Below are 25,771 nucleotides of genomic sequence, written 5' to 3' on the forward strand. Positions count from 1 at the left end.
CTGTACAGTTAAAAATTTGACTGTATATACAGGTAAACACGAGCGTACATTGTTATATTGGAATTCCAATATAACAATGTACGCTCGTGTTTACCTGTATATACAGTCAAATTTTTAACTGTACAGGGTCAACTTGGTCAACTTATCCGCCCTTACCTAGATTTATACAGATATTTTAGGGCATGAGTATGCTAGTCTAGAGTGCTTATCTAACAAGGCTTTTACATTTACATTGCATAGATGCACCTATACAGCTTGCTCGTACAACTGTATAGATGTACAAATATGTCTGTAAGATTGTAGGAATTGCTGTACATATACACTTTTAATTTATTCGCCTTTCAGTAATTGTACGCTCGTAGGAGTGCCTCTGCTCTGTTGATTGTTGGTTGGCTCTTTAGCCTAAAGCAGTGCGATCGCATCCCTATCGTAGCCTCTATTGGTTGCTGATATAGCATACTGCGATTGTTTGACTTTGTTTCTAGCTATCAGCGCGATCACTTGCTTCTTGTGCCTTCATCATTGCTGAGTCAAACAGTGCGATCAAGTGCTAGCCTTGCCTCTAACCGTGTTCTGCTATTGCCTGCCCTGCTGTACTCAGTATAATGCGTCATTTCCCTTGCCTGTCCTCGCTTGCTAGCTCAAGCTCCGCTACTATGCCTCGCCTGATCCTGGATGAATTTCGGGTTTAGCTCGTAGCCTTGCTGATATTGAAGGGCGATCGCTCACATCGCTCACTTTGAACTCAAGCCTTAGTCCTATCTTACTTAAGCGTATAAAATTGTCTGGCTCCACTGAGCGCCATTATTATACAGCTAAATTTTTGCTGACTAACCGTACGCCTAAACCAGTATTTGTGGTGCTATCTCTGCAATCGCAGCCCTGAGTACTTACCTGTCCGCTACTCCTGCCTGCTACGGCTCAACTGTCTTCGCCCCTAAAAAACTAAACTAAATCTAAAAACTAAACCTCACTCTCACTCTACATAACAACATGCTGGTTGCACTGTCAGCCTATCGGCTTTAGAGGATGGCAATTCACTGGCACGGGCTTTTGGTTTACTAGCGTAGGTGGTCGCCCACCACACCCGCAGCTTGCAATTGATTGCTCTGGGCAATTTGCACATCATCACACAGTCTCTGGACTTGAGGCAGAGCAGTCAATCGAGCCGCCATGCACGCTATGTTGACTGACTAGGATTATGACTGGCTTGAGTTGGTGGCTCTGTCATTCTGTCATGATGTAGTAGAATTGCTGCTACGGCGTTCCCCAACAAGTTAAACTAATTCGGGATTACACACTTTTGCAATACCGAGTTGTTTGACGTTGGGAAAGCTGCATTCAATTTTGAGCCATATCGAAGGAGTTATTATCTGCTCCAGCCTTGATGTACGGTTATTGCTATTGGTGTTGGACGCGCGCGGTGCAGGTGAGGGGCAGCTTTGGGTTGACTTGGTTGCCTTCATTGGCATTGTTTTGTTTCAGTTCCACCACACCTCAAGCAGTGATCGCTACTTTCCTACTCCTGGTGCATGGGGTTCATCCTACTCCTTCTGACAGCTTCAGGGTTAGATTCCAACCTTCTCCTTATAACTCTTTGACATGACATTCCTCAAATTTCGTTGCACATTTGGTAGGGACACCGACAATATTCATTAAAAAATTCGACAGTTTTGTTTCACAGCAGTAATAGCACACGGAAAATCGTATTTTGAATTAAATAATTGGCTAAATTGAAGATGTATGTTTTCGATAGCTGCATTTTGGTTGCAGCACTACGCTCTCGACGAGGTGCTAGTTTTTTGATTCTGAGCGCTCTGAGGCAACGAGCCATTACTGGATGTCTTTCAGAAGCCCTTTTTCTTGAATATGCTGATGTGTTGAAGCGCGACGAGAACCTACGACAGTTTTGGACTTCACTAGAGGAGGTCGATGTGGTACTAGGAGTGCTGGCAGATGTTTTGAAGCCAGTTCCTATCTATTTCCAATGGCGACCGCAACTAAGCGATCCCAATGACGAAAGAGTTTTAGAATGTGCTATCAATGCTCAAGCTACGGCAATTGTCACGTTTAATGAACGAGATTTCCTGCCCTCTACATCACAATTCGGCATTGCAGTGATTCAGCCTGGAGTTTTGGTTCGAGCCTTGAATTTAAAGGAGCGTTTAAGCGAATGAGTTCTTATCTATTGCAATTACCGGAAGAGTTAATGCAAGAAGTACGGCAGTTAGCTGCGGCAAGTCAAATCCCCCTAGAGCAATGGTTGATTGCTGCAATTACCCAGCAGCTAGAAGTCGAACGCTCTCTCTCACGCTTGCGGCAAGCAGCACAAGTTGCCGATTACGAGAGATTTGACCAGATTTTGGCAAGAGTACCAGATATTGAACCGATGCTGGGAGATGAACTTTAACATACTTGTCGCATTCCTCGATCAGCGTCCTCTGTTCCACAGTATCTGCCTCTGTCTTAGAGCCTTTGATTCCTTGCTCTTCCATAGATCGCTCCCAAGCTAACTTAGGCAAAACCTACTAAGCGCGATCGCGTTCTTCAGCCGTTCTTCCTACAATCACGACATCGGACAGTGGGCATCCACAATCAGGAACTTGCCGACACGTTACCATCTTGAGCGAAGATGTTGCTAGACATAGTCAGGCTTTGAACCTAGACTTTGAGCCCTTATCCAACTGGGAGGCGATCGCACATCCTCTTCACTGGTAACATGTTTCCTATCCCTAGAACCCTCTACTCTTTTTATTCGGTTTTCTACACCTTTTGGTTCGGTTGAAAGGCTTCTATCTACAAAAGGTTACATTCTACAACTGAGATGAATTTGGTGGATGGGCAGCAGTTTGGTACTAATCTAGCCTAGTTCACTCAACGTCATCTATTGTTCCCAGGTTTAATGACTGGACACCCAGGCATTATCGCTCGTCGAGCAACTTGATTCTACACCTCACCAGACAATGACATTTAACGTGGTACTTTTTGTTTAACTGTTTAGCTTCCGTCCTCATATGGCACAAGCTTCGGCTATCCTTATCGATATCTCTTAATGCAACAGCGGCGACAAATAGCGTGAAACTTCTTCAAACGATAAATCTACAATGACGTTGCAGGCGTTCGATTTGTTGCTCAGTTGCCGCATCAAGTTGACGTTGCGGGGGAATGATGATTTCGATCTCGCGCTGTGTCACAGTAAGCCTGCCTTCCGTTTTAGGTCTTCGTAATCATAAACCCGCACATAGGGCACCGACTTCTTCGGCTTGATCGTCTCTGGCTCCGACTCGGTAACAGGTTCAGTTGCAGGCGAATTAACCAGGGAGGATGATACGCTGATGGGTGCATCGGTTCCTACGATATCGGGTTGAGCAGCGGTGCGGGGTTTGGGCGCATTCCCGTTTTGTTTTTGCTGCTTTTGGAGTTTCTTGACGCGCTGATCACGATCGCGCACTTCGTCCAGCATCGATCGATTACTAATGGCTTTGCCTGCTTCTCGTTTGCGTTGGCTGAGTGTCTGGGCTTCTGCATATGACAAGGTTTCGGTTTCCCAGCCCTGAGCATGGGCACGAGTGAGAAACACTTCTTTACACTCTTGCACCTGATAAATGAAGACAGTCGTGATGTCGCGGGGGTCGTACCGCAGCACGACCGATTCTCCGGCATAAGCAGCTAAATGTTCGCCAAGGTATGTTAGATTGGCGAACTGGAGATAGCCACTGCGGTACACCGTTCGGTGATCGCGTCGCATCAGGCACAGGTCTAACTCGCGTTCCCCTAACAGAGACAGTTGGGCAATGCGTCCGGCTTCCCACCGTCCGATGCGGCTTTGATCGCCCATACGGGCATCGATCGCCGGGTTGTAGTGATCCACGATGTAGCGCACAAACAATTGCTCTAGCTGAATTAGCGTTAAACAAGCTTCGGTTTCCGCCACGGGCGATCGCGTTTCTACATTACTGCTGACATAGCCGGGTAAGGTTGAGAAAAATTGGGTATTGAATGTGCCAAAGGGTCGCTCGACAATCCCACCATCGGAGGGCTTGCGACGCAGACACAGTACGATGCCTAATTCGGTTGCCACTTGCTCTAAGTGTTGCGCTCGAAAGTCTTTCCCCCCATCCGTATATAAATATTGTGGTAGCCCATACGTCCCCCAGTTTCCCTGCAATTCATAGGCAGAACTGTATTGTTTGGGTAGGATCGCATGGCGTAATGCCAAACACACCACGGCGGCACTAGGCGCGTCAAAGCCGAGATGCATCCCCATAATGCACCGCGAGTAGGTGTCAACCACGAGCGTTAAGGTAGGTCGCCCTAAAACTTGCCCTGCCTGATCCACCACCAACACATCAGCGCGGGTGTGATCCACCTGCCACACTTGATTCGACCACTCGATCCCAATCGCTAATCCTTCACGGGTGTTCAGCGTCAAACGGTCCTGTCGCCAGCAAGAGCGATCGCTTTTGCTGCTGCTGCTCGATTAACGGCTTCAAGATGCGGTAGACCGTCATGTGGCTCGGATACTCTTGTGTCCCTAGTTCTTGTGCCCGTACCTTCACCCGCACTGCCACTTGTGCCGGGTTCATTCTCCGACCGCCTCGATTCCCAGAGCGATAAGTTTTCACAATAAACTGCTGCCACTGAGAGCTGATGCGCGCTTCTCCTCGATCCGAGCGCGATCGCCGGATGATACTCTCCACTCCCTCCTCGCGTAATTGCCGCATCAGTCGGCGCACGCTCCGAACGGTCATCCCTAACTTTTGTGCCGCTGCTGCTTGCCACGGCTATAAAAACGATTCATTGTGTAATCTTCAAAGATTGCTTCTTAGATTCTCTAGTAAACTGAAGAATCTAGCTCTCAATTAAAACTTTTCTGACTGTTGAATCAAGCCTGTTCATCAAAGATGTGGATGGATGGCGAGCGCATCAATCGTTCTCGAATCTTGCTAATCATGATGTAGAGCATGGGCACCACGAATAAACTCAAAAGTGTTGAAACTAACATTCCACCAAAAACTGCCGTTCCTAAGGATTGGCGACTAGCTGATCCGGCTCCAGTTGCCATAACCAACGGATAAATGCCTAACAGGGTAGAGATGGCTGTCATCAAAATTGGGCGTAATCGCTCCTGTGAGCCTTGTATAGCTGCTTTAGTAATTGAAAGTCCCTGATCGCGTAATCGATTGGCAAACTCTACAATCAAAATTGAGTTCTTGCTAGCTAAACCAATCAACATGACGAGTCCAACTTGACAATATACATCGTTATGTAACTCTCGCAGAGATTGAGCTGATAACGCTCCTAGAACCGCCAAAGGAACAGACAACACGATAATGAGTGGATCAACAAAATTGTTGTACTGAGCTGCCAGAACCAGGAGTACAAAGAAAACACCTAACCCAAAAATGATGGGAGCCTGCCCTCCAGATTCTAGTTCTTCCAGAGAAATTCCTGACCACTCAAATCCCATGTTGGGAGGTAACACCTCAGCCGCCAATCTTTCCATGGCTTGAATAGCTTGTCCAGAACTAAACCCAGGCGCGGCTGTCCCATTAATTTCAATTGATCGATACAGGTTATAGTGATTAATCGTTTGCGGACCAGTTGTTTGAGTCATGGTCATGAGGTTACTCAAAGGAATCATTTCACCCTGTCTGGAACGCACGTACAACTGACTAATATGTTCTGGATTAGAACGAAATTGTTGATCTGCCTGGATATAAACACGATAGGTGCGACCAAATGCATTGAAATCATTGACGTAGCGCGAACCGAGATAGGTTTGCAGTGTACTGTAAATTTCATCGACTGAAACTTGCAATGCCTCCGCTTTATCGCGATCAACTTCAAGCAACAGTTGTGGTGCGTTTGCCGTATAGGTGCTAAAAACAGCCTGCAATCCTGGGGTTTGATTAGCACGATTGAGCAGTTCACCCTTCATCTGATCGAGCGTGCTAATATCACTGGTGGTACGATCGCTTCGATCTTGCAGTTGAAATACAAAACCACCTACACTGCCCAAACTTTGAATCGTCGGTGGATTGATTGCCAGCACCGGAGCTTGCGGAATCGCCATCAGTGATCCTCGTACCCGATTCAGAATGCCTGATACCGTCTGTTCCGGATTGGTTCGTTCAGTCCAAGGCTGGAGGGGCGCAAACATAAATCCTCGATTAGGAGCATTGCCGCTAAATCCTACACCACCAACGGCAAAGGTTGCTCGGATTTCGGGCACGTCGAGCAACTGTTGTTCCGCTTGCTCCACAATCTGTTTGGTGTAATTTAAGGATGTGCCATCGGGTCCTTGAATCAAATTGATGAAATATCCTTGATCTTCATCGGGTAAAAAGGCTTGTGGGACGCGCAGGTAAAGCCAACCCGTTAACCCTAAGGACGCGATAAACAGGATGAGCACGGCTCCCTTAAACCGAATGATGAAATGAAGGGCACGATTATAAACACGACGCAGCCAATTGAGAAACCCATTGATGCGATTAAAGCTCCAACCTAACCAGCCTCGTGATTGAGGCTGTTGACGTAGCAATAGAGCAGAAAGGGCGGGAGTCAATGTCAGCGCATTAAAGGTAGAAATAGCAATGGCAAAGGCAATTGTTAGAGCAAACTGCTTATAGAGTTGCCCAGTAGTTCCAGGGAAAAAACCCACCGGAATAAACACTGCCATCAGCACTAACGATGTGGCGATGACTGCCCCAAACAGTTCGTGCATGGCTTCAATTGCAGCTCGAGCTGGACTCAGCCCTTTTTCTTGAATTAAACGGGAAATATCTTCTACGATAACGATCGCATCATCCACAACCACTCCGGTTGCTAATGTCAAACCAAATAACGTCAGGCTATTGAGTGAAAAGTCGAATAGTTTTACGAATACAAAAGTGCCAATCAAAGAAATGGGAATCGTGATGGCTGGAATGATCGTGGTGCGCCAATCTTGCAAAAAGATGAAAATTACCAGCACAACTAGCAATACTGCTTGAACCAGAGTGATGACGACTTCCTTGAAAGATGCCTCTACAAACAATGAAGAATCATAGGGAATGTCGTAGGTCAAGCCGGCAGGAAAGCTCTCTGCCAATCGTTGCATTTCAGTCTTGACCGCTTTTGCAATGTTCAAAGCATTGCTGCCTGGAATCTGAATCACCTGATAGCCCACTGAAACATGTCCTCTATAGCTGGCGAACGAGCTATAGTTTTCAGCCCCTAACTCAACCCGACCCACATCTTTCAATTTCACCAGCGTGCCATCAGTTTCGGCTTTCAGCACAATCTCCTCAAACTCGTTTGCGTCTCTCAGCCTACCGATCGTCTGCAAGTCAATTTGATAGAGTTGCTCATCAGATACAGGCGGTTGTCCAATACTACCAATCCCTAGCTGCACATTTTGTTGATTGAGGGCGTTAATTACGTCCTGAGCCGTAAGGTTACGGCTGGCAAGCCGATTCGGGTCTAGCCAAACTCGCATGGCGTAACGACGTTCACCAAACGCAAGAATGTTGCCAACGCCCTCAATGCGCCGGAGCGGATCTAGTACATAGAGATCCACATAATTGCTGATAAAAATATCATCATAGCGATCGTCTTCGCTATAGATTGCCATTGCTAAGACAATACCGCTAGACTGCTTTGATACCGATACGCCCGTTTGTTGCACAGCTTCTGGTAAGCGCGGTTCCACTTGCAGTACCCGATTTTGCACATCAGATGCAGCGACATCAATGTCATATCCCTGCTCAAAGGTGACGACGATTGTACTCGTGCCATCGTTACTACTGGTCGAACTCATATACCGCATGCCTTCGACCCCATTAATCTGCCGTTCCAACACAGTAGTGACAGTGTCTTCGACGACTTGAGCATTGGCACCGACATAGTTTGCAGTCACCGTGATTTGCACTGGGCTGATGTCAGGATACTGCTCGACGGGTAAAGTAGGCAGACTAACTAATCCCGCCACTAGAATAACCAAAGCACAAACGATCGCAAAAACAGGTCGTTTGATGAAGAAATCAGCGAACATAAGCTAACTCTGTAATACTAGAAATTCCGATGCTAGGATTCGGGGGTAATCGGTACACCATCCCTTAGAGCCAGGACTCCTGAGGTAACAATGCTTTCTCCTGGCTCTAATCCATCAAGAACTTGATAATCATTGCCCTCCACGCTGCCGAGTTCAACTAAGCGCTGTCGAGCCACGAATCCTGACTCTGAGGGTTCAATCACATAAACGAAGGCTTCTCCACCTAAGCGCGTCACAGCAGTTGTGGGAATAAGTACACCGGGTTGCTGATTCCAAATCACGCTTGCCCGCACAAATTGATCCGTTCGCAATTGCCCATCAGAATTGTCAAGCAAGGCTTTGACAAGAACAGATTGCGTTGTGTTAGCTGTGTTAGGAGCAATGAAAAAAACTTGGCTAGTTCCCAATTTGCGCCCCTGGCTGTCGAATAACTCAACTGGGCTGCCTACTCGCAGTTGAGTTGCCTGTTCAGCCGAGATTGAAAAATTTACCTCTAGCAAATCATTCTCTGAAACGCTGATCAGCTCGGTAGAGGTATCCACGAAGTCACCCACTTTCACAGGAATATCGCCCACAACGCCTGCAAATGGAGCCGCAATTTGAAAATACTGAAGTTGCACCCGTTGTTCTTGAATCCGTGCTTGAGCCTCTTGTACTGCCTTCTCAGCCCGAACAACGGCGGCTTGTTGCGCTCGCATCTGTTCTGTAATAGCACTGAGGTTAGCCTGTGCTACTTCAATGCGGTTAGCATACTGGTCTCGTGTCTGTTGCGAAACAGCTCCCACTTCAGCCAGTGCTGTATAGCGTTCGTATTCTTGTTGATTAAGTTCGACATCCGATAATTTGGATACTCGTTCAGCTTCGAGCGATCGCAATATGGCTCTGGCATTATCTACATTCGCTTGAGCCGATTCTACCGCTGCACTGGTACTGCTGACAGCCGCTTGTTGTTCATCTGGATCAATTTGAATGAGTACGGTTCTGGTAGTAACCCGTTCTCCGGGTGTCACCAGAATCTGAGTAATTTGACCCTGAATTCTGGGTCGTAGCGTCACGGAACGGCGCGATCGCACATTAGCAATGAACTCGGATCGCTCCTGAATGAGGCGCGGCTGTAGGGTCAAGGTTTTGACGGGCATCGCTGGTTGCTGGGCAGTTGCAGGAACTGGCTCACGCCCCGGAGCCAAAACCCACCAAACTCCCAACCCACCGCCCCCTAGCAACAGCAGCCCTAGCAACCACCCCAGACGAAAGTGACGAGGAGGGGCTGAAGCCCTTTGAGAAGATGAATTCGTTGCAGAAAAATCAGATGATTCCATAATTCAACCCTAATCATCCTGCTCATTTAGCTTCGTAGTTTCCTTCTTGTAGCTGCACCACCGCTGGAGGCAATGCTTCTAGACTTCGCATCGACTGAATATTTGCCTCTGACAATGCAGAAAAGGTTAGCACTCCACCCATCACTGCCATGATTGCGTTCTCAGCAAAACTGACGACACCCAGTGGTGCTTTAGAGTTACCGCCCACACAAGCGCAATTTAACGCCAGCTTATCAATGTAGACCGCTTTGAAGACCGAAATTGCACCACTCACACCAACAATCAATGACCCAATTCCAGTAGCAAGCGGGGCAACGCCAGAGAGAAACCCAAGCCCAATTAGTAACTCAGCAAAGGGATAGATTTTTCCATAGGGCTTGAAGCGCTTGGTGACGAGGTCATATTTTTCAAAGCTCTCGGCAAAAGCGTTAATATCCATCAATTTGAGCGAAGCCAGCATTGAGAGCGAAAATCCCATGAAGCCAGGAATTCCAAGCGATGTGGCAAGCGCCATTAGTCCGGCCGTCGAGAAGACCGCAGCGACTGGAGTATAGGAATACTCGGCTTTTTCTGCTTCTACCTTTAGCCGTTCTGCCAAATCTGTGTAACCTCCAACTCGTTCTTTACCAAAGAAAATCTGAGGGGTAGTGGCAACACCGTATTTTGCTTTGAACTGATCGACTTCTTGGCGCGATCGGAGTTTAACATCCTCGAATTCCATACCTTGCTCCTGAAGCAATTTGATCGCACGAAGTCCCCAAGGGCACTCATGCTCAGGCATAGACATCCGATAAACAGTAACGGATGTAGCAGTCGTATTTTTAGTTTTTCGATTCATAACAGTCATAATTTACCTCCTGGAGGTTAAAAATTGTGTTGAAGGCTGCCACAATTGTGATACTCGATCTGCCAGCTAGTACAAATGCTGCAATCCTGATGCACGAGGAGGCACAATCTTTTTAAAGGCATTGCAGCCAGAGCAATGATCCTGGCTCAACTGTTCATCACTGGAAACTGTACAGTAAACTGGAGAGTCAAGCTTTTTTCTCATCATTTATAATCAGCAAGCTACAGCCCAAACTCAGTCTTGAGTTGAGCAACCCAAGCCTTGATGCGTTCTTCTGTTAGTTCAGACTGGTTGTCTTCATCTAGGGCTAGCCCCACAAACTTACCGTCTCGGAGTGCTTTAGAATCACTGAACTCATATCCTTCAGTAGACCAGTAGCCAACCGTTTCGCCACCAAGTTCAGAAATTTTTTCCTCCAGTATTCCCATTGCATCCTGGAAAGTATCGGGATAGCCAATTTGATCGCCTTCTCCAAAGTATGCAACTTTCTTTCCGCTAAAATCGATGTTATCTAGCTGATCGTCGTAGAAACTTTCCCAGTCGCTCTGTAGCTCTCCTACGTTCCAGGTCGGACATGCAATGATGATGTACTGATATTCATTAAAGTCGTTAGGTTCAGTTTGCGAGATATCCTGTAGTGTTACAACAGCGTCACTACCAAACTCTTTTTGAATCAATTCTGCTGCGGTTTGCGTGTTGCTTGTTTGAGTTCCATAAAACAAAGCAATCTTAGCCATAATTACCTCCAAGGAAAATAACGATTAGGAACAAAATCATCGAATGAAAGGCAACTAACAGGATCTATCAGTGCTGTTAGCTGAGAGTAAATGTTCTAAAAGATTAGATAAATGCATAGCTTGATTGAGGCGATCGCTAATGTAATTTCGGTACCAGATAGCTAATTTTGTCTGAGTCAACTTGGTTTTTAGCTCAGTCGAACAGCTTTTGGATCAATTTATAACTTGCTTGCTGAGATAAATTCACTTTCAGTCTCTAGTTAGCTAAAGAGTCACGATGATCTCACAAAAAACTCAAAAAAATTCTATTTTTGTTTGGGTTTTAAAATGTTGTTATTGAACGGGTTCGCCTTAATCAGTTGATCCGCTCTAATCATGAAAATCATAACCTCCTGCCAGCCCTAAAGGTGTTCGGTTTAGTGGGACTTAGGCATGAAACACACTGATTAAACCCGTTCAATAATTGGACAAATGGTATCTTCAGGATGTTCAGGAATGGTTTCCCAACCTGATAGTAATCCTCTTAATTCCTGTTTGAGAATTTGCAGTTGCTGGATTTGTTGTTCGATCGCCTCCAGCTTATCTTCCAACTTTACCTTGATGTGATCGCACGGTAGGTCGCCCTGGTCGTAAACATCTAGAAATTCCTTAATCTCCGACAGACTTAATCCTAATCCTTGGGCACGCTTGATGAAGCTCAACCGAGAGAACACATCTGAGTTAAACAAGCGATATCCACCTTCAGTTCTCCCAGTTGTCTTCAGTAAACCTAGCTCTTCGTAGTATCGAATCGTTTTGATCGGCATACCACTTGTTTTTGCAACTGAACCAATCAATTTAGGAGAGTGTTGAACTAACATACCGACTACACCATCCTCTAGTGTTCTTTCTTCTATCCTAAACTCTCTAGTCTACTAGAGAGTCAAGGGGCGTTGCAGGGCAATTGTCACTGAACAAACATCGCCTACCTCACCTGTATTGAAGTTTGAGCAATAACCTTCCCATCACTAGTGCTATTAGAAGCTCGCACTTCAATCACACCACGATTCATCTTCATGCCACACATGAACTCATACTCGCCTGCTTGTTCTGGTGTAAATTCCACCGTTGTTGTTTGATCGAGTGGAAGGTTCACCGTGATCGCAAAGTCTGGAATCATTAATTGGTCATAGCAACTACTGGGATTTTGGCGATCGAAATGCAAACGAACGGGGTTTCCAGCTTCGACGATGACTCGCTTTGGTTGATACCCTTTCGCAACGGTTATGGTTGCCTGTTGGATTCCTGCTGGTGTCATTATCGCTTCAACACCAGAGGCTGAAACCGTAGACTGATCCGCGTGATGAGTGTGATCAGAGTGATGAGTAGGTTGAGGAACAGAGGCGATCGCCATTGCCATACCTCCGTTTGCAGACTGCACTTCCACCACACCTCGAAACATATTCATGCCGCAGGTAAACTGATATCTGCCAGGTTTATCAGGCGTAAACTCGATTGGGGTGATTTGGTTGAGTGGTAGCTCTTGGGCGATACGAAAATCAGGGAAACGTACCTCCTCTAAGCAACTGCTGGGATCTTTGCGATCGAAGTTTAATCGCACGGGTTGCTCAGCTTGCACCACAATATGGCTCGGTTCATATCCACCATCGACTCTGACAGTCACCTCCTGAACTCCGCCCTGAGTGGTTGCCTTACGCGACTTTGGTTTACTGAGCAGAAACCACCACAGTTCCAACCCAATTAACCCTAATCCACCCAGTGTTACCGCTACTTTATTCGCAATAGGTTGATCAATGCGGCGAAATTGTCCGGTTTGTTCAGTCGGCTGCATGTCGCTCATGTCGTGAGGCATTTGTGCAACCGCTCTGCTAGATGCTACTCCTAGCACTAATCCCAAGCTTGCAATACCACTGATGATTGTTGTTTTCTTCACCATCGAGAAATCCTCCTATCCAAGTGTCCCTAAGATTGAGCCGGAAATCACACCGAGCAGAAAACCGAATCCTATGAGTGTTCCAAAAAACGCTATTGTCTTGAGCATTGTCATTTCCTCCTGCTTTCGTCCGTTTCATCTAACTCCGTGTTTTAGGTTGAAAGTTCCGCAGACGTAGCGCATTCGTCACAACCGACACTGAACTGAATGCCATTGCTGCACCCGCAATAATTGGACTGAGCAACCAACCGAAGATCGGGTAGAGAATGCCAGCCGCGATCGGAATGCCTGCCACGTTGTAGATGAAGGCAAAGAATAGGTTTTGTTTAATGTTGCGAATGGTGGCGCGAGAAAGTTGAATTGCAGTCACGATGCCTTGCAAATCCCCAGAGATCAGCGTGATATCACTGGCCGCGATCGCCACATCCGTTCCCGTGCCAATTGCCATCCCGACATCCGCTTGAGCGAGAGCAGGCGCATCGTTAATACCATCTCCCACCATTGCCACAATTCTGCCTTCTGATTGGATTTTTTCTACGGTTGCCGCTTTTTGATCGGGACGCACTTCTGCAAACACTCGTTCAATCCCCACTTCCCGCGCAATCACTTCGGCGGTACGACGGTTGTCTCCAGTCAGCATCACCACTTCTAAGCCTAATTTTTGCAAGGTGCGGATTGCATTAACCGAAGAGGATTTAACGGCATCGGCAATCCCCATAATGCCCTCAACTTTGCCATCTACGGCAAGCCAAATGACGGTTTTGCCCAAGTATTCCAATCGTTCCCACTGTTGCTGCAAAGCACTCGTATCAATGCCCAACTCGTTCATCCAACGATGCGTACCAATTTGCACCAAATGCATTTGGCTCTGTTGCTGTGCCTGAGGCAAATGTATTTGCAAACGGTCTGATACATATCCCTGTACGCCGCTTCCAGCGATCGCCTCAAATTCTCGCGCATCTGCTAATTCCACACCTTGAGCTTGGGCATATTGCACAACTGCCTCAGCAAGGGGATGTTCGGAATTGCGTTCCACCGATGCAGCTAATTGCAGTAATTTTAATTCGTTGCGATTGGCTGTACCATTCACTGTGACGAAATCGGTAACAGTGGGTTTTCCTTGCGTGATTGTCCCTGTTTTATCAAGGACGATCGTTTGGAGCTTATGCGCCATTTCCAGGCTTTCTGCTCCTTTGATCAAGATGCCGTTCTCGGCTCCTTTTCCCGTACCCACCATGATCGAGGTGGGTGTCGCTAATCCCAGCGCACAGGGACAGGCAATAATTAGTACACCAACGGTGGTAATCAATGCTGGACAGGCAATAATTAGTACACCAACGGTGGTAATCAATGCTATTGTAACGTTACCGATGATGTTGTACCAGAGGATGAACGTGAGAATAGCAATCGCAATCACCGCAGGCACAAACCATCCCGTCACCTGATCGGCAAGTCGCTGAATCGGAGCTTTGGAACCCTGTGCCTGTTGCACCAGCTTCACAATTTGCGCTAAGAAAGTATCTTTACCCACCCGCGTTGCTCGGAATTTGAAGCTACCTGTTTTGTTGATCGTTGCGCCAATCACTTCATCGCCCGGATGTTTTTTAACGGGAATACTCTCTCCCGTGACCATCGCTTCATCAATGGTGGAGGAGCCATCGACAATCTCGCCATCCACCGGAATCTTTTCACCCGGACGTACCAAGACGACATCTCCCAACACGACTTGTGCGATCGGCACATCTACTTCTTGCCCATTGCGAATCACTCGTGCGGTTCTCGCCTGCAACCCCATCAGCTTACGAATGGCTTCAGAGGTTTGTCCCTTTGCCCGGTTCTGTAACAACCCTCCCAACAGAATCAAGGCAATAATGACGGCTGCCGCCTCAAAGTACACATCCGGACTCAGCCCCTGGTTCACGAACCACTGAGGGAAAAATGTCGGAAATAGCGAGTAAAGATAAGCGGTTCCGGTGCCGATCGCCACCAGCGTATCCATCGTTGCGGTATGGCGTTTTAAGGCTTTCCAAGCATTGACGAAGAATTCACTTCCTGCCCAAAACAATACGGGAGTTGTGAGGACGAGCTGGAACCAGGGATTGTGCAGCCACATGGGGATAAAGGGAATGGGTAAGCCTGTCATAACAGGCAGTGAGCCAATTACCAGAATGGCGCTGACAACACCACTGACCCAGACTTTACGAGTTAACTTACGGTTCTCGGCTTGTCGTTCTCGTCGTTCCGCATCATCTTCGGGGGCAAGCACATCATCTTGCATGGGTTGAGCTGCATATCCTGCCGCATCAACCGCTTCCTGAATCGCGGCTACGTCCGTTTTACTCGGATCGTAGGTGACAGATGCTTGCTCGGCTCCGAAGTTGACGCTGCATACTTCAACACCGGGAACCGATCGAATTGCTTCTTCAATGTTGTTGGCACAGGAGGCACAACTCATGCCTCGCAGTTTTAAGGTTGCGTTTTCCATGTGTTACCCCCCATTTCTCTGGATGCTTTGCTTATGCGACGGTATAACCCGCATCAGTAATGGCTTGTTTGATTGCCGTTTCAGACTGCTGCGTTTCAATATTGACCAACTTGGTTTTAGGATCAGCTTGTACCGTTGCCACCGGATCAACAGCTTTGACAGCGTTCGTGATGGTTTCTCCACAAGCGGAACAAGCCATATTGGGAACAGTAAGCTGTAAGGTCATGATTTTCATCCTCCTGCTATGAACTATCTTTATCTTGAAGTGTCCAGTACACTAGAGAGTCAAGGGGGGGCAAGCAAATTTTGAAAACCTATCAAAAGACAGAACCACTTAGCTTGAGTAGGTTTGTTGCTCGGCAATCCGTACAACGAAGGGGACGGTAATGACCTGTCCATCACGCTGTAACTGTGCCCAGGTTTTGTAAAGTCCAGCACGAGGAAAGCTTGTATGTGCGCTAATTTGAGGGGTGATGGTATCGACTGAGTGCAGTTCACCAGAGTGTGTGTGTTGATGAGTAGAGGATGAAACTGCATGATCGGAGTGATGGGCTGCCGATGCGCCGTGATGCTCCATCGGATGAACATGCAGAAACTCTGCGCCATCTTCGCTGATGATGACAAAGTGGGCGAGCGCACCCAGGTAAGGTTGAAGATCGGTGACTGGCTCATGGGTCTGCTCATCTTCAACAACAAAATCGAGCAGTACGCCTTCACCCGCACGCAGGGGTTGGTTTGCCCTCATTGTGACTCGTATGCCATTCACTGTTTTCGTTGGGAGTTCATCTTCAATCAGGGCGATCGACTCACGTGCTTTTCCGAGAACTTGCAGACTCAGTTGATTCACAATTTGGTGCGTGTCGATCGGCGTGTAATCGACATAAAGCCGATAATTACCAGCTTGTGGAAAGGTATGCGTGACACGAAAACGACCATCGGTTTGTTGTTCTGGATGCAAGTGATGGAACTCGCTCAGGTCTTCAGAGACGACAAGCAGATGCATGGCTTGCTCATGCACAACTTGGAGATTGTGCATGAGCAAGCCATTGGCATTCCGAATGGTAAAAACAAGGTCTACCACCTCACCCGCTTTAACGTCGGCAGGCTTTGATTCAAACTCAACTTGATAAGCAGATAGAGCCGGACCTGCGATCACATTTTCAGTGGATGTCATCATTTCAATCCTCCTGCAATAAACTACTTCTATCCTGAAGTCTCCAGTACACTAGAGATTCAAGAACATTAGGAAAAATCTTTTGTAACGTCAGTAAAGCAAAACTGAGGCATCCCGAATCCTTGATCTTTCGGACTTTTTCGATAGATGCAATGCAGTTTCTTTGGCGAAAACTACAGTGTACTGGAAGTAACTATAAAAAAATGATTAAAGCTTGTCTTGAGATTTCTTGCGAAAGTTTGGAATTCTTGCTGTTTTTTAGTGTTGTCTCTTGGCGATATCAGAATTGTTGTTGATAGGTTCTGGGAGACATTCCTACTGCTCTCCGAAAAGCGGTTGCAAATGTGCTTTGATCCGAGTAGCCGCACTGAAGAGCAATGTCGATGATGAGTGTTTGCTTCTGTTCTAATAGCTGCTTTGCTCGCTCCATCCGTTGCTGCATCAAATACTTGTAAGGAGAGACTCCAATGGATTCTCTAAATAGGCGGCAGAAGTAGTATTGGCTCATGCCGAGATGAGTAGCAATTGCCTCTAACGACAAATTCTCATCTAAGTGTTCATTGATATAAGCGATCGCTTGATTCAGTTTGTGTTTCGGTAATCCTCTACATTCAAAGGTTGGTTCTCGCTCCATGTCCATCGTTATTCTCTCCTTAAAACACCTACTAGCGTCGTTTGGTTGAACCTGAAGTCCGGTATTGGTGGCTTTGTGCGGTTAATAAAGCTAAAGCAGCCGCACGAGCTTGCCCTGCCGCATCTGAACGCTTTTCCATTAAGGCAAGCACAATTGCCCCTTCAATCAACAGCAATAGTTGACGGGCTAAAGATTCTGCGTTTTTTATTGCTGCCGCTTGTGTCAGTCTGAGGATGTATTGGTAAAGTGCTTGCTTGTGTTCCAGGGCCACTTGATAACCCGGATGATCTGAATTCACAAGTTCAACTGTTGCATTGATGAATGCACACCCTCGAAAATTGGGCTGCTCAAACCAGTCTTTCAACGCATCAAACATAGCGAGTAGGCGTTCAAACGGAGTCTTCCCGTACTGTTCAACCGTTGCTTCAAACCAACGTCGCCAGTTCTCATCCCGCCGCCGCAGAAACTCTGCGACTAATTAATCTTTGGAGTGGAAGTGATTATAAAGCGACATTTTGGCAACACCCGAATGAGCCACGATCTCATCGACCCCAACGTGCTGAATGCCCTTCTGATAGAACAATTTCAAGGCAGCATCTAGAATGCGATCGCGAGCAGATTTTTTAGGAGAAGTTGATTTCATGAACGTTTTTATGTAGACCTGTCTGTCTATTTAGGGTGACTCTAATCTCTGGAAATTTATCAATGCCAACTATGGGTTTGACTCAACTCTAGTGTTCTACTTAGTTCGACTGTGCGTGATGCTCCTTCACTGCTCGATGGCTTGCTCTATGAAACCAATATCAGACTTGTCCCATAGCCGTCGTAGTCCCACTAAAGCGCTTTGTGCCATGCATAAACTGGGAACGTTCGCCGAGATCCTGACCAGTTTTCCACAAATGCATTCCCAATCTAAGCTGATCGGGTTCCCAAGCATTTAGCGCCTCAGGAACCTGATGGTTCTGTTCTAGGAGAGCGTCGGCAAGGGCGATCGCATTAGCCGATGCTTTCGAGGTGCTGGCAGCCGTATGAGGACGAGAAATGAAGGCAGCATCCCCAACCAGGGCGACTCGTCCAAAGCTCATTTGCGGTACTCCTAAGTCTAAAATTGCCTGCACAAAGGGTTCTTTTGTAGCAGCAACTAGCTTTTGAAAGGGGGGAGCCAGTACCGCATCCGCATAAGATCTCATCTCTCGCTCAACAGTGGGAGCTAAAAACCCTGGAGGAACTGAATAATCTCGCCGTCTTCCCTCTTTGTCAGTCAGAATTTGGGGCAGTTCTGTCGTTTCGTCATAGTTGACATACCAAACCCAGTTAAAGCGACGTTCTCCGGGCACAAGCGATTCATTCTCACCGGGAACCAGGTATTGCAGAATGTGGGAATTGGGAAATTGGAAGAAGATGAATCGTTCTGTAAAGAGAGCGGCTGTCGCTGGATCAAGATCTGCTTCATCCACTAATCCTCGATAACCGACGTATCCTGCATAGTGATAATGATAAGTGGGCAAAAGCAGTTGACGCACCGTTGAACCAGGACCATCTGCACCCACCAGCAATGCAGCAGTGACAGAGGTTCTATCTGTAAATATTGCAGTAACCTCTTCATTGGTTTGCTGAATATCTGTTAGTCGCTTTCCAGTATGGTAGTGTTCGACTGGAAAATGCCGCCGCATGGAGCCATAGAGCATATTCCAGGATGTTAAAGTTTGACGCATGGGCATTGCTAGTTTAATGCTGCCATCGCGGTTGAGGTAATAGCGTTCCTGTGCAATGACACCCAATGAATCAACTGGAATCCCTGCCCGTTGAAACGCTTCAATGACATCGGGTTGCAGGACAATGCCACCACCGCGACTATCAAGAGCATGGGGCGATCGCTCATAGACATCGACCTGCCACCCGATCGATCGCAACATGATTCCAGTGAATAAACCACCCAATGATCCACCAATGACAATGGCATATTTTTCTTTAGAGTTCATTGTTCAACTCCAATTCGCTTTCTAGTTCAAACATTGGATAGCATTTGATTCCTGGAGAAATCATAAGAGACATCATTTTCTAAATAGCCAATAAATTCAAGCTTCGGCTAGAAACTTGTGGACAAATGTAACTGCCATTGCCCCTTCTCCGACTGCTGAAGCAACTCGCTTGGTCGATCCATGCCGCACGTCACCCGCAGCAAACGATCCCGGAACACTGGTTTCAAGAAAATAAGGATCGCGATCAATTGACCAGCAAGCGGGCAACTGACCATTCTTAAGCAAATCCGATCCGGTAATCAGATAACCTGCCTCATCTCTCACAATGTTGGTATCTTTTGCCCACTCTGTGTTCGGCACACCACCAATACAGATAAAAAGATATTGAGTATCAATAGTTCGCACCAAATTTTCGCTACAGTCCGTAATTTCAACTTGCTGTAGGCTGCCCTCACCATCTAGCCTCGTAACTTGAGCATTAAAAAGCACCTCAACATTGGCGGCATTCAGGATGCGATCGATCAAATATTTTGACAATGTAGATGCCAGAGTGCTGCCTCGAACAATCATCGTCACCTGCTTGGCATACTGTGAGAAATGCATGACGGCTTGACCTGCTGAATTACCGCCACCAACCACGAGAACCTGCTGATTCCGGCACATGGACGCTTCACTCACACCCGCGCCATAAAATAGCCCCCGGTTCAGAAAACGATCTTCGTTGGGCAAATTTAATCGTCGATACTCTACACCTGTCGCACAAATGTTGGTACGGGCAATCATTTTGCTGCCGTCTGCCATATCGACATAAATGCGATTGTTTCTAAATTCTGCCTTAATTCCTTCACGCAATAGCAAGAGTTCAACACCGAATTTAACCGCCTGCTGACGCGCTCGTTCCGCTAGTTCTGCACCCCGAATTCCTTCAGGAAACCCCATATAATTTTCAATCAGTGAACTGGTTCCAGCTTGCCCTCCAACGGCTTGTCGCTCAATCAGGACAGTCCGCAGCCCCTCAGAAGCTGCATAAACGGCTGCACTCAGCCCCGCCGGACCTGCTCCATAGATCGAAAGATCGTATTCTTTGAATTTAGGCTGGGCTACCCACCCCAACCTTTGAGCAATGTCACGAATGGTTGGTGCAAACAGTCGAGTACCATCTGGAAATTCAACGACTGGTAAACGCAGATCGTTCAGGGCAGCAAATCCCAATTCTCGATGGCAGTCCTCGTCGCTTGTAAGTTCAACCCAATCAAATTCAACCACACTTCGATTGAGAAAATCGCGGATCTCGTAAGCTTCTGCTAGATTGGGTTGACCATACAGCCGCACTTGGTTTTGAGGTTTGTTTTGGTGTTCCGCTGAATCTAGGTAATCTAATTTAGTCATCATCGGACTTAAACCTTCTCTAATTCTGTTGCAGCACGCAGGGCAGCGAGAAAAATCTCGGTAGGCTGCCCCCCCACTAACACTTCCTTGCCAATGCAGATGGTGGGAACACTCCGAATTCCTTGAGCGATCGCTTGACGTTTCAATGCTTCAATTTCTTGAATCCCTGCTTGTGAAAGAAGAAATGTTTTGACGTGCGCTGAATCTAAACCAATTTCAGCAGCGAGATTTACCAGCGTACCAACATCACCAATATCCTGACCTTCTGTGAAATAGGCTCTCAGAATCCGTTCTGCCATCTCCGTTGCTTTGCCCGCATTACCTGCGAACCAAGTTAATCGGTGGGCTTTGAGGGTATTGGGAGTAACTTTCATCAAGTCGTAGCGAAATTCAATACCGTTGGCTTGCCCTGCCTGTACCGTTTTGGCATCCAGTTGTTGTGAATATTCCCAACTGCCAAATTTATTGGTGCGGTAAGTTTTGCGATCCATCCCCGCTTCTGGCATATCTGGGTTTAGCTCAAACGGATACCAGATGCGCTGAATCTCAACTGAATTACCCAGTTGTGCGTTAGCGGAGCTTAACGAAGTTATTGCTTTCTGTAAGTTGGTGTCTGCAACTAAACACCAGGGACAAATAAAATCTGAAGTCATTTCGATCGTTAAGGTCATGGCTTTCCATTTGCTCCAAAATGTTTATCCTTGCAAGAATACTTTTGAAATTTCTGATTTTAAAGTTTCTGGGTTCCATTCACCATTTAGTCGAATCCCATTAATAAAGAAAGTCGGTGTACGACTGACTCCACTTTGTATTCCACTCGCTATGTCTTCATGCACTCGCTCTAAATGAACATCTCGTCTCATTTGATGTAGAAAATGATTAACATCCAATCCTATTGTCAAAGCATACTTTACTAAATTGCCGTTATTCAAAGCATGTTGATGAGTCAATAAATAGTCATGCATTTGCCAAAATTTACCTTGGGCGGCGGCGGCTTCAGCCGCTTCAGATGCGTGTTGAGCTTCCGGGTAAAGATTGACTTGTGGAAAATGGCGAAATACAATCCGTAGCTGTTCTCCTAGCTGCTGCTGAAGTTGTTGAATTACGGTTTGAGCCGCTGCACAATTTGGACAGGCATAACTGCCATATTCCACTAAGGTTATCACTGCGGTCTCTGCTCCCTGGATGTGGTCACGCTGTCCTACTGGAATTGCCAGTTGATTAGAATCATTTGCTGAATTCACGGCTACTCTACCCAACCCATCGCTGAGTCTGCAACACCTTTCCTTACAAGCAAAATTGGCACATCTAACTCTGCTCCTGCTGTCAAGCTACCGTAAAACCTATGTTTTAGGCACGATGCAAACATCCAGTCTTTGACCTAGACGAAACGCTAGGTGTTTAATCAATTACAGCAAATCCCAAAAATCTAGTCTTGCTTAGACAAATGAATCTGCTTGTTATAGCTTGATGATTCCGCGTTTTAGGGCTGTTACGACAGCATGAGTGCGATCGCTCACTCCCAACTTACTCATCAAATTAGACACATGAAATCGCACAGTACTCTCCGAAATGCCAATGGCTTCACCGATCTCGCGATTATTTTTACCGTCCGTCATGAGCGTTAAAACCTGACGTTCGCGATCGCTCAACTCTGACATACTGAGGCGAGAAGCCAGTTTAGAAGTGAGTGAATTGGGAATATGCTGCGCTCCAGTACAAACGGCACGAATCACTTCAACTAACTCATGACAGGGGGTATCTTTGAGCAGATAGGCTTTGGCTCCAGCCCGAAATCCCTGGTAAATGTCCTCATCCCCATCGTAGACCGTGAGCATAATAAAACAGGCGTTGGGAAACTCAGCCCGGACGGTCGCAACGACCTCAGCCCCGCCCATTTCCGGCATCCGCAAGTCTACAATTGCCACATCAGGCTGATGCAAACGAAATTGCTCGACGGCTTCTAGCCCATCACCCGCCTGAGCAACGACGGTCATACCTGGCTGCTTGTTAAGAATTGCCGCTAGCCCGTCGCGGACTACGGGGTGATCGTCAGCAATTAAGATCCGAAGGGGTTGAGGCTCAGGGTTCATAATTGAAGGCAGAACGGGATTTAGCAGGGCTTTGTCTTACATTCTGGTTAAAATTTTATGCTCTGACATTTTTATTAATCAACCGAAATATTACTTTGCTGTCGCTTTAGCTTGGATGGGTAGGGGCTGTGATATGAACTTCAGTTCCTGTACCGATTTGGCTATTGATCTGCAATTGAGCATTCAGTAGGTCTGCCCGTTGCTGCATTCCCTTTAAGCCAAAGCCGTTGGTCGGCTGCTCTAGGTCAAACCCACACCCATCATCTTGAATACACAGCGATACTTTCTGTGTAGCATACGAGAGATTAATCTGAATCGTAGATGGGTCAGCATGACGAAGCGCGTTGTTTAGAGACTCTTGAACCATGCGAAATAGGTGCATTCCCACTTCTGGATTTAGCGGATAAGGAGTCCCTTCAACGTTAACTGAGATAGGGACATCAGTATTGCACCTCATCTGCTCAATCAGTTGATGGAGAGAGGATAATAAATCGCTGTAAGCCGCGTCTTCTTGCAGCAGCAGCGATACTGAACGGCGGGCTTCTGCCAATCCTTCTCGCGTGAGATTGCTGGCTCGTTTTAGGTGAACAATGACTTGTTCTGGGTCATCGATCAGGTTAAGAGTGGCTGCTTGCAGTTGCATGAGGATTCCGGCAAAGCTTTGAGCCAGCGTATCGTGAATTTCACGCGCCATGCGATTACGATCTTCAAGGATCGCCGCTTGTTTTGCCTCTTCTGCCAACCGTGTCAATTGAATTGCCAGCGTTACTTGTTGAGCTAGGGCATAGGTGAGTTCAATTTGTTGCTCAGTGAAGTGGCGATCGCTTGGAAGAAAGACGATCAGTGCCCCGATCGTTCTGTCACCCAGAATCAACGGCATATTGAGAAAACGGTTCACCCCACGCGATTGATACCAGGCTCCTGCATCTAACCCATACTCATGAGCAATTCGGCTATGAACTTCACTGCTGGCAATATCTTCAGTAATGAAGTACCTCCGGCGATGATGCGGACTGTCTTGCTGAATCATCTCCGGCGGAACCGGATAGCCAAACAAGCCAACATGACCCGATTGCTCTTCCGGCTTGAGGATCTTTTCTTGCCAGTAGGTCAGTCCAACGTAAGCAATGTTATCAGGTTTTGGATGATACCAGTATTCAGTGAGCGTTGCATCTAGTTGCTCTGCAATCACTTTAAGCACATGTCCTAAAAAGCGATTGAGGTCAGTCTCTGTTGCTAAGGCATCAACGGTTTGCTTGAGTGCATCATTCGCTTTTGCCAGTTCTGCGACGCGATCTTGCTCCGCTTGCAGGAGGGCCTGTTGTGCCAACCGCAGTTCGGTAATATCGAGTTGTGATGCCCAACCGCCGATCGCACAGCCATCTTTAATGATTGTGGTGATGTTGTTGAGGAAATAGCGTGGGTTGCCGTAACGATCGATTTCTTCTGTTTCAGCGTTACGAAGTTGATAGCGACTTTCGATCAAAGCTCTCATGAAAGACTGATTTTGCTGTGATGTGGAAACATCTATATCACTCAAACGCAGTCCAACAATGGATTCAGCGTCGTCAAAGCCATACATTGCTGCATAGGTGGCATTCCCTTCAGCAACACATAAGCTGCGATAGTACAAATCAATCTGTTCTTCAATCGGCAAATGCAACGGAATTGGTGGATCATATTCAACCCGAAAAATTCCTTCGCTGCTGATTTCAAATAAGGTGCGGTAGCGTTCTTCCGATTCAGAGAGACGATCGAGCGTTTGTTGTAATTCGGTGTTGAGGCGTTCGAGTTCTTGCGATCGGGCTTGCTCGGCTTCGAGTAAGGCTTGTTGTGTCTCTCGCAGTTCGGTGATATCAATCTGAGTACCCCAAGCATTCACCAAATAGCCATCCTGGATGGTATAAACTCCACTGTTGAGGAAGTAGCGTAGCCGTCCCTGCCGATCAATTTCCTCTGTTTCCAAGTTACGAAAGCGGTATCCACTTTCTATTGTGCCTCGAATAAAGAGCGCATTTTTCTCTGAACCTGGAGCATGTACATCGGAATTTTTCAAGCCAATTAACTCATTAGGATGGTCTACACCATACATGGCAGCAAAGGCAGGATTGGCTTTAACCACGTGAATGCTGTTATATAGCCATTCACATTGTTTCTCGATAGGTAAGGTGACTGGACAAGGCGGGTCAATCTCCATGTAGTGGAATCCTTCGCTGCTCAACTCAAATAGAGTCCGAAACCGTTCTTCGGATTCCGAGAGGTGATCGAGCGATTGCTGGAGTTGGATGTTGAGGCGTTCGAGTTCTTGCGATCGGGCTTGCTCGGCTTGCAACATTGCTTTTTGGGTGCGATCGCGTTGAATGGCACTGCCAATACAATTAGCAGCAATTTTCAAGACTGCCAGTTCTGCTAGAGTACGATGCTTTGCCTCACGGCAGTCGTCCAGTCCCAATACCCCCCACCATTTGCCCTCAACAAAGATCGGTACGAGGTAAAACGCTTTGACTCCGATCGCCGCTTGCTTGCCCCGAAAAGGTTCTGGCATTTGCTCAATCTGGCAGCTAACGGGTTGCCCTTGGCAAAACAAGTCATGCCAATCTCGAATTTCCTCATAGCATCCCTGCGACGTATTCAAATCAAAAATCTGGGCGATTGTATGGGGTGAGTTCCACTCATACAGCACCTTCCAACCAGGTAATTCTTTAGATGGAAGAGTAAAGTTCTCGATCACAGTCACGCGATCGGTTTCTAAACCTTCGCCAAGGGTTTGTAGAGCAGTCTTAACCGCCTCATCAAAGTTCTCGATCGTCAGTAGAGCGCTGGCAGCAATCGCTGTAATTTCTAACAGGCGATCGGGTTTCCACAATTCCGGATTGGCTTTCTCTAGCGCTTGAGTCTGTTGCTGAGTTGTCTTTTGTTGTTGATTGACGATCTCGATAGAAAATTCTGTCTCCTTCTGCTGACGTAACTGCTCATTCTCTTGCCGCAGTTGAGCGATCTCTTCTTGTAATTGTTGAACTTGTTGTTCTAGCTTTGTCGAAGGAACAGATTGAGATGCCGTCGTAGGAGAATCAGATGAGTTCATCGGCATTTCCTTAATGGATATGGAGTAGGACGGTAAACATCTGGTTGAATAGCTGCTG

22 protein-coding genes are annotated in these 25,771 nt (G+C 47.0%); 2 read left to right on the forward strand and 20 right to left on the reverse strand.

All coding sequences use genetic code 11. From position 1 onward, the window contains the following. Positions 1-1,739 precede the first annotated feature (1,739 nt). A complete protein-coding gene (locus tag B1A85_RS15435; RefSeq protein WP_015328517.1) occupies positions 1,740-2,177 on the forward strand; it encodes a putative toxin-antitoxin system toxin component, PIN family in 438 nt (145 codons plus the stop codon). After that, on the forward strand, positions 2,174-2,410 hold the full coding sequence (locus B1A85_RS15440) for a hypothetical protein (protein WP_015328518.1): 237 nt from the start codon (positions 2,174-2,176) through the stop codon (positions 2,408-2,410). The genes B1A85_RS15435 and B1A85_RS15440 overlap by 4 nt, the downstream gene beginning before the upstream one ends. Before the next feature lie 780 nt (positions 2,411-3,190). Here the strand turns inward: B1A85_RS15440 and B1A85_RS15445 are convergent. The 20 genes from B1A85_RS15445 to B1A85_RS15535 all read right to left on the reverse strand — a co-directional run bounded on the left by B1A85_RS15445 (position 3,191) and on the right by B1A85_RS15535 (position 25,713). After that, positions 3,191-4,432 carry a Mu transposase C-terminal domain-containing protein gene (locus B1A85_RS15445; RefSeq protein WP_051038540.1) on the reverse strand — a complete coding sequence of 414 codons (1,242 nt, stop codon included), beginning with the start codon at positions 4,430-4,432 and terminating at the stop codon, positions 3,191-3,193. Continuing rightward, positions 4,413-4,751, reverse strand: coding sequence for a helix-turn-helix domain-containing protein (locus B1A85_RS15450; RefSeq protein ID WP_051038541.1), 339 nt, complete (start codon positions 4,749-4,751; stop codon positions 4,413-4,415). Before B1A85_RS15450 ends, B1A85_RS15445 begins: the two co-directional genes overlap by 20 nt. 134 nt (positions 4,752-4,885) lie before the next feature. Next, a complete protein-coding gene (locus tag B1A85_RS15455) occupies positions 4,886-8,035 on the reverse strand; it encodes an efflux RND transporter permease subunit (RefSeq protein WP_104547804.1) in 3,150 nt (1,049 codons plus the stop codon). A gap of 32 nt (positions 8,036-8,067) precedes the next feature. Further along, the gene (locus B1A85_RS15460; RefSeq protein ID WP_104547805.1) at positions 8,068-9,354 is read right to left on the reverse strand and encodes an efflux RND transporter periplasmic adaptor subunit; all 1,287 of its coding nucleotides are present in this window, start codon (positions 9,352-9,354) and stop codon (positions 8,068-8,070) included. A 22-nt stretch (positions 9,355-9,376) separates the two neighbouring features. Then, the gene (locus tag B1A85_RS15465) at positions 9,377-10,201 is read right to left on the reverse strand and encodes a glutaredoxin (protein WP_099703042.1); all 825 of its coding nucleotides are present in this window, start codon (positions 10,199-10,201) and stop codon (positions 9,377-9,379) included. 221 nt (positions 10,202-10,422) lie between these two features. After that, positions 10,423-10,938: a flavodoxin FldA gene (gene fldA, locus B1A85_RS15470; RefSeq protein WP_015328522.1), complete on the reverse strand. Its 516-nt coding sequence runs from the start codon at positions 10,936-10,938 to the stop codon at positions 10,423-10,425. Between the two features lie 446 nt (positions 10,939-11,384). Beyond that, positions 11,385-11,798, reverse strand: coding sequence for a heavy metal-responsive transcriptional regulator (locus B1A85_RS15475; RefSeq protein WP_015328523.1), 414 nt, complete (start codon positions 11,796-11,798; stop codon positions 11,385-11,387). A gap of 104 nt (positions 11,799-11,902) precedes the next feature. Next, entirely contained in the window at positions 11,903-12,874 is a 972-nt protein-coding gene (locus tag B1A85_RS15480) for a cupredoxin domain-containing protein (RefSeq protein WP_015328524.1), read from the reverse strand. Between the two features lie 136 nt (positions 12,875-13,010). Continuing rightward, complete coding sequence (locus B1A85_RS15485; protein ID WP_104547806.1) at positions 13,011-15,356, reverse strand: heavy metal translocating P-type ATPase; 2,346 nt, start codon at positions 15,354-15,356, stop codon at positions 13,011-13,013. 31 nt (positions 15,357-15,387) lie between these two features. Next, positions 15,388-15,582, reverse strand: a complete 195-nt coding sequence (locus B1A85_RS15490; protein ID WP_015328527.1) for a heavy-metal-associated domain-containing protein — start codon at positions 15,580-15,582, stop codon at positions 15,388-15,390. A 108-nt stretch (positions 15,583-15,690) separates the two neighbouring features. Continuing rightward, complete coding sequence (locus tag B1A85_RS15495; protein WP_015328528.1) at positions 15,691-16,533, reverse strand: hypothetical protein; 843 nt, start codon at positions 16,531-16,533, stop codon at positions 15,691-15,693. 277 nt (positions 16,534-16,810) lie between these two features. Next, positions 16,811-17,170 (reverse strand): helix-turn-helix domain-containing protein, encoded by a 360-nt coding sequence (locus tag B1A85_RS15500; protein ID WP_041919564.1) that lies wholly within the window; start codon positions 17,168-17,170, stop codon positions 16,811-16,813. A gap of 25 nt (positions 17,171-17,195) precedes the next feature. Beyond that, positions 17,196-17,627, reverse strand: a complete 432-nt coding sequence (locus B1A85_RS24700) for a TetR family transcriptional regulator C-terminal domain-containing protein (RefSeq protein ID WP_371681682.1) — start codon at positions 17,625-17,627, stop codon at positions 17,196-17,198. Between the two features lie 15 nt (positions 17,628-17,642). Further along, entirely contained in the window at positions 17,643-17,807 is a 165-nt protein-coding gene (locus B1A85_RS26205; protein ID WP_210404500.1) for a TetR/AcrR family transcriptional regulator, read from the reverse strand. Positions 17,808-17,967: 160 nt separating this feature from the next. Continuing rightward, positions 17,968-19,146, reverse strand: coding sequence for an FAD binding domain-containing protein (locus B1A85_RS15510; protein ID WP_015328529.1), 1,179 nt, complete (start codon positions 19,144-19,146; stop codon positions 17,968-17,970). Positions 19,147-19,242: 96 nt separating this feature from the next. Beyond that, complete coding sequence (locus tag B1A85_RS15515; RefSeq protein ID WP_041919565.1) at positions 19,243-20,535, reverse strand: FAD-dependent oxidoreductase; 1,293 nt, start codon at positions 20,533-20,535, stop codon at positions 19,243-19,245. A gap of 8 nt (positions 20,536-20,543) precedes the next feature. Next, on the reverse strand, positions 20,544-21,206 hold the full coding sequence (locus tag B1A85_RS15520) for a DsbA family oxidoreductase (protein WP_015328531.1): 663 nt from the start codon (positions 21,204-21,206) through the stop codon (positions 20,544-20,546). A 24-nt stretch (positions 21,207-21,230) separates the two neighbouring features. Further along, entirely contained in the window at positions 21,231-21,779 is a 549-nt protein-coding gene (locus tag B1A85_RS15525; protein WP_015328532.1) for a thioredoxin domain-containing protein, read from the reverse strand. Positions 21,780-21,995: 216 nt separating this feature from the next. Further along, the gene (locus B1A85_RS15530; RefSeq protein WP_015328533.1) at positions 21,996-22,628 is read right to left on the reverse strand and encodes a response regulator transcription factor; all 633 of its coding nucleotides are present in this window, start codon (positions 22,626-22,628) and stop codon (positions 21,996-21,998) included. Positions 22,629-22,734: 106 nt separating this feature from the next. Continuing rightward, positions 22,735-25,713: a GAF domain-containing protein gene (locus B1A85_RS15535; RefSeq protein WP_015328534.1), complete on the reverse strand. Its 2,979-nt coding sequence runs from the start codon at positions 25,711-25,713 to the stop codon at positions 22,735-22,737. Positions 25,714-25,771: the final 58 nt, after the last annotated feature.

The sequence above is a fragment of the Chroococcidiopsis sp. TS-821 genome (assembly GCF_002939305.1).
In the GTDB taxonomy this organism is placed as follows: Bacteria; Cyanobacteriota; Cyanobacteriia; order Cyanobacteriales; family Chroococcidiopsidaceae; genus Chroogloeocystis.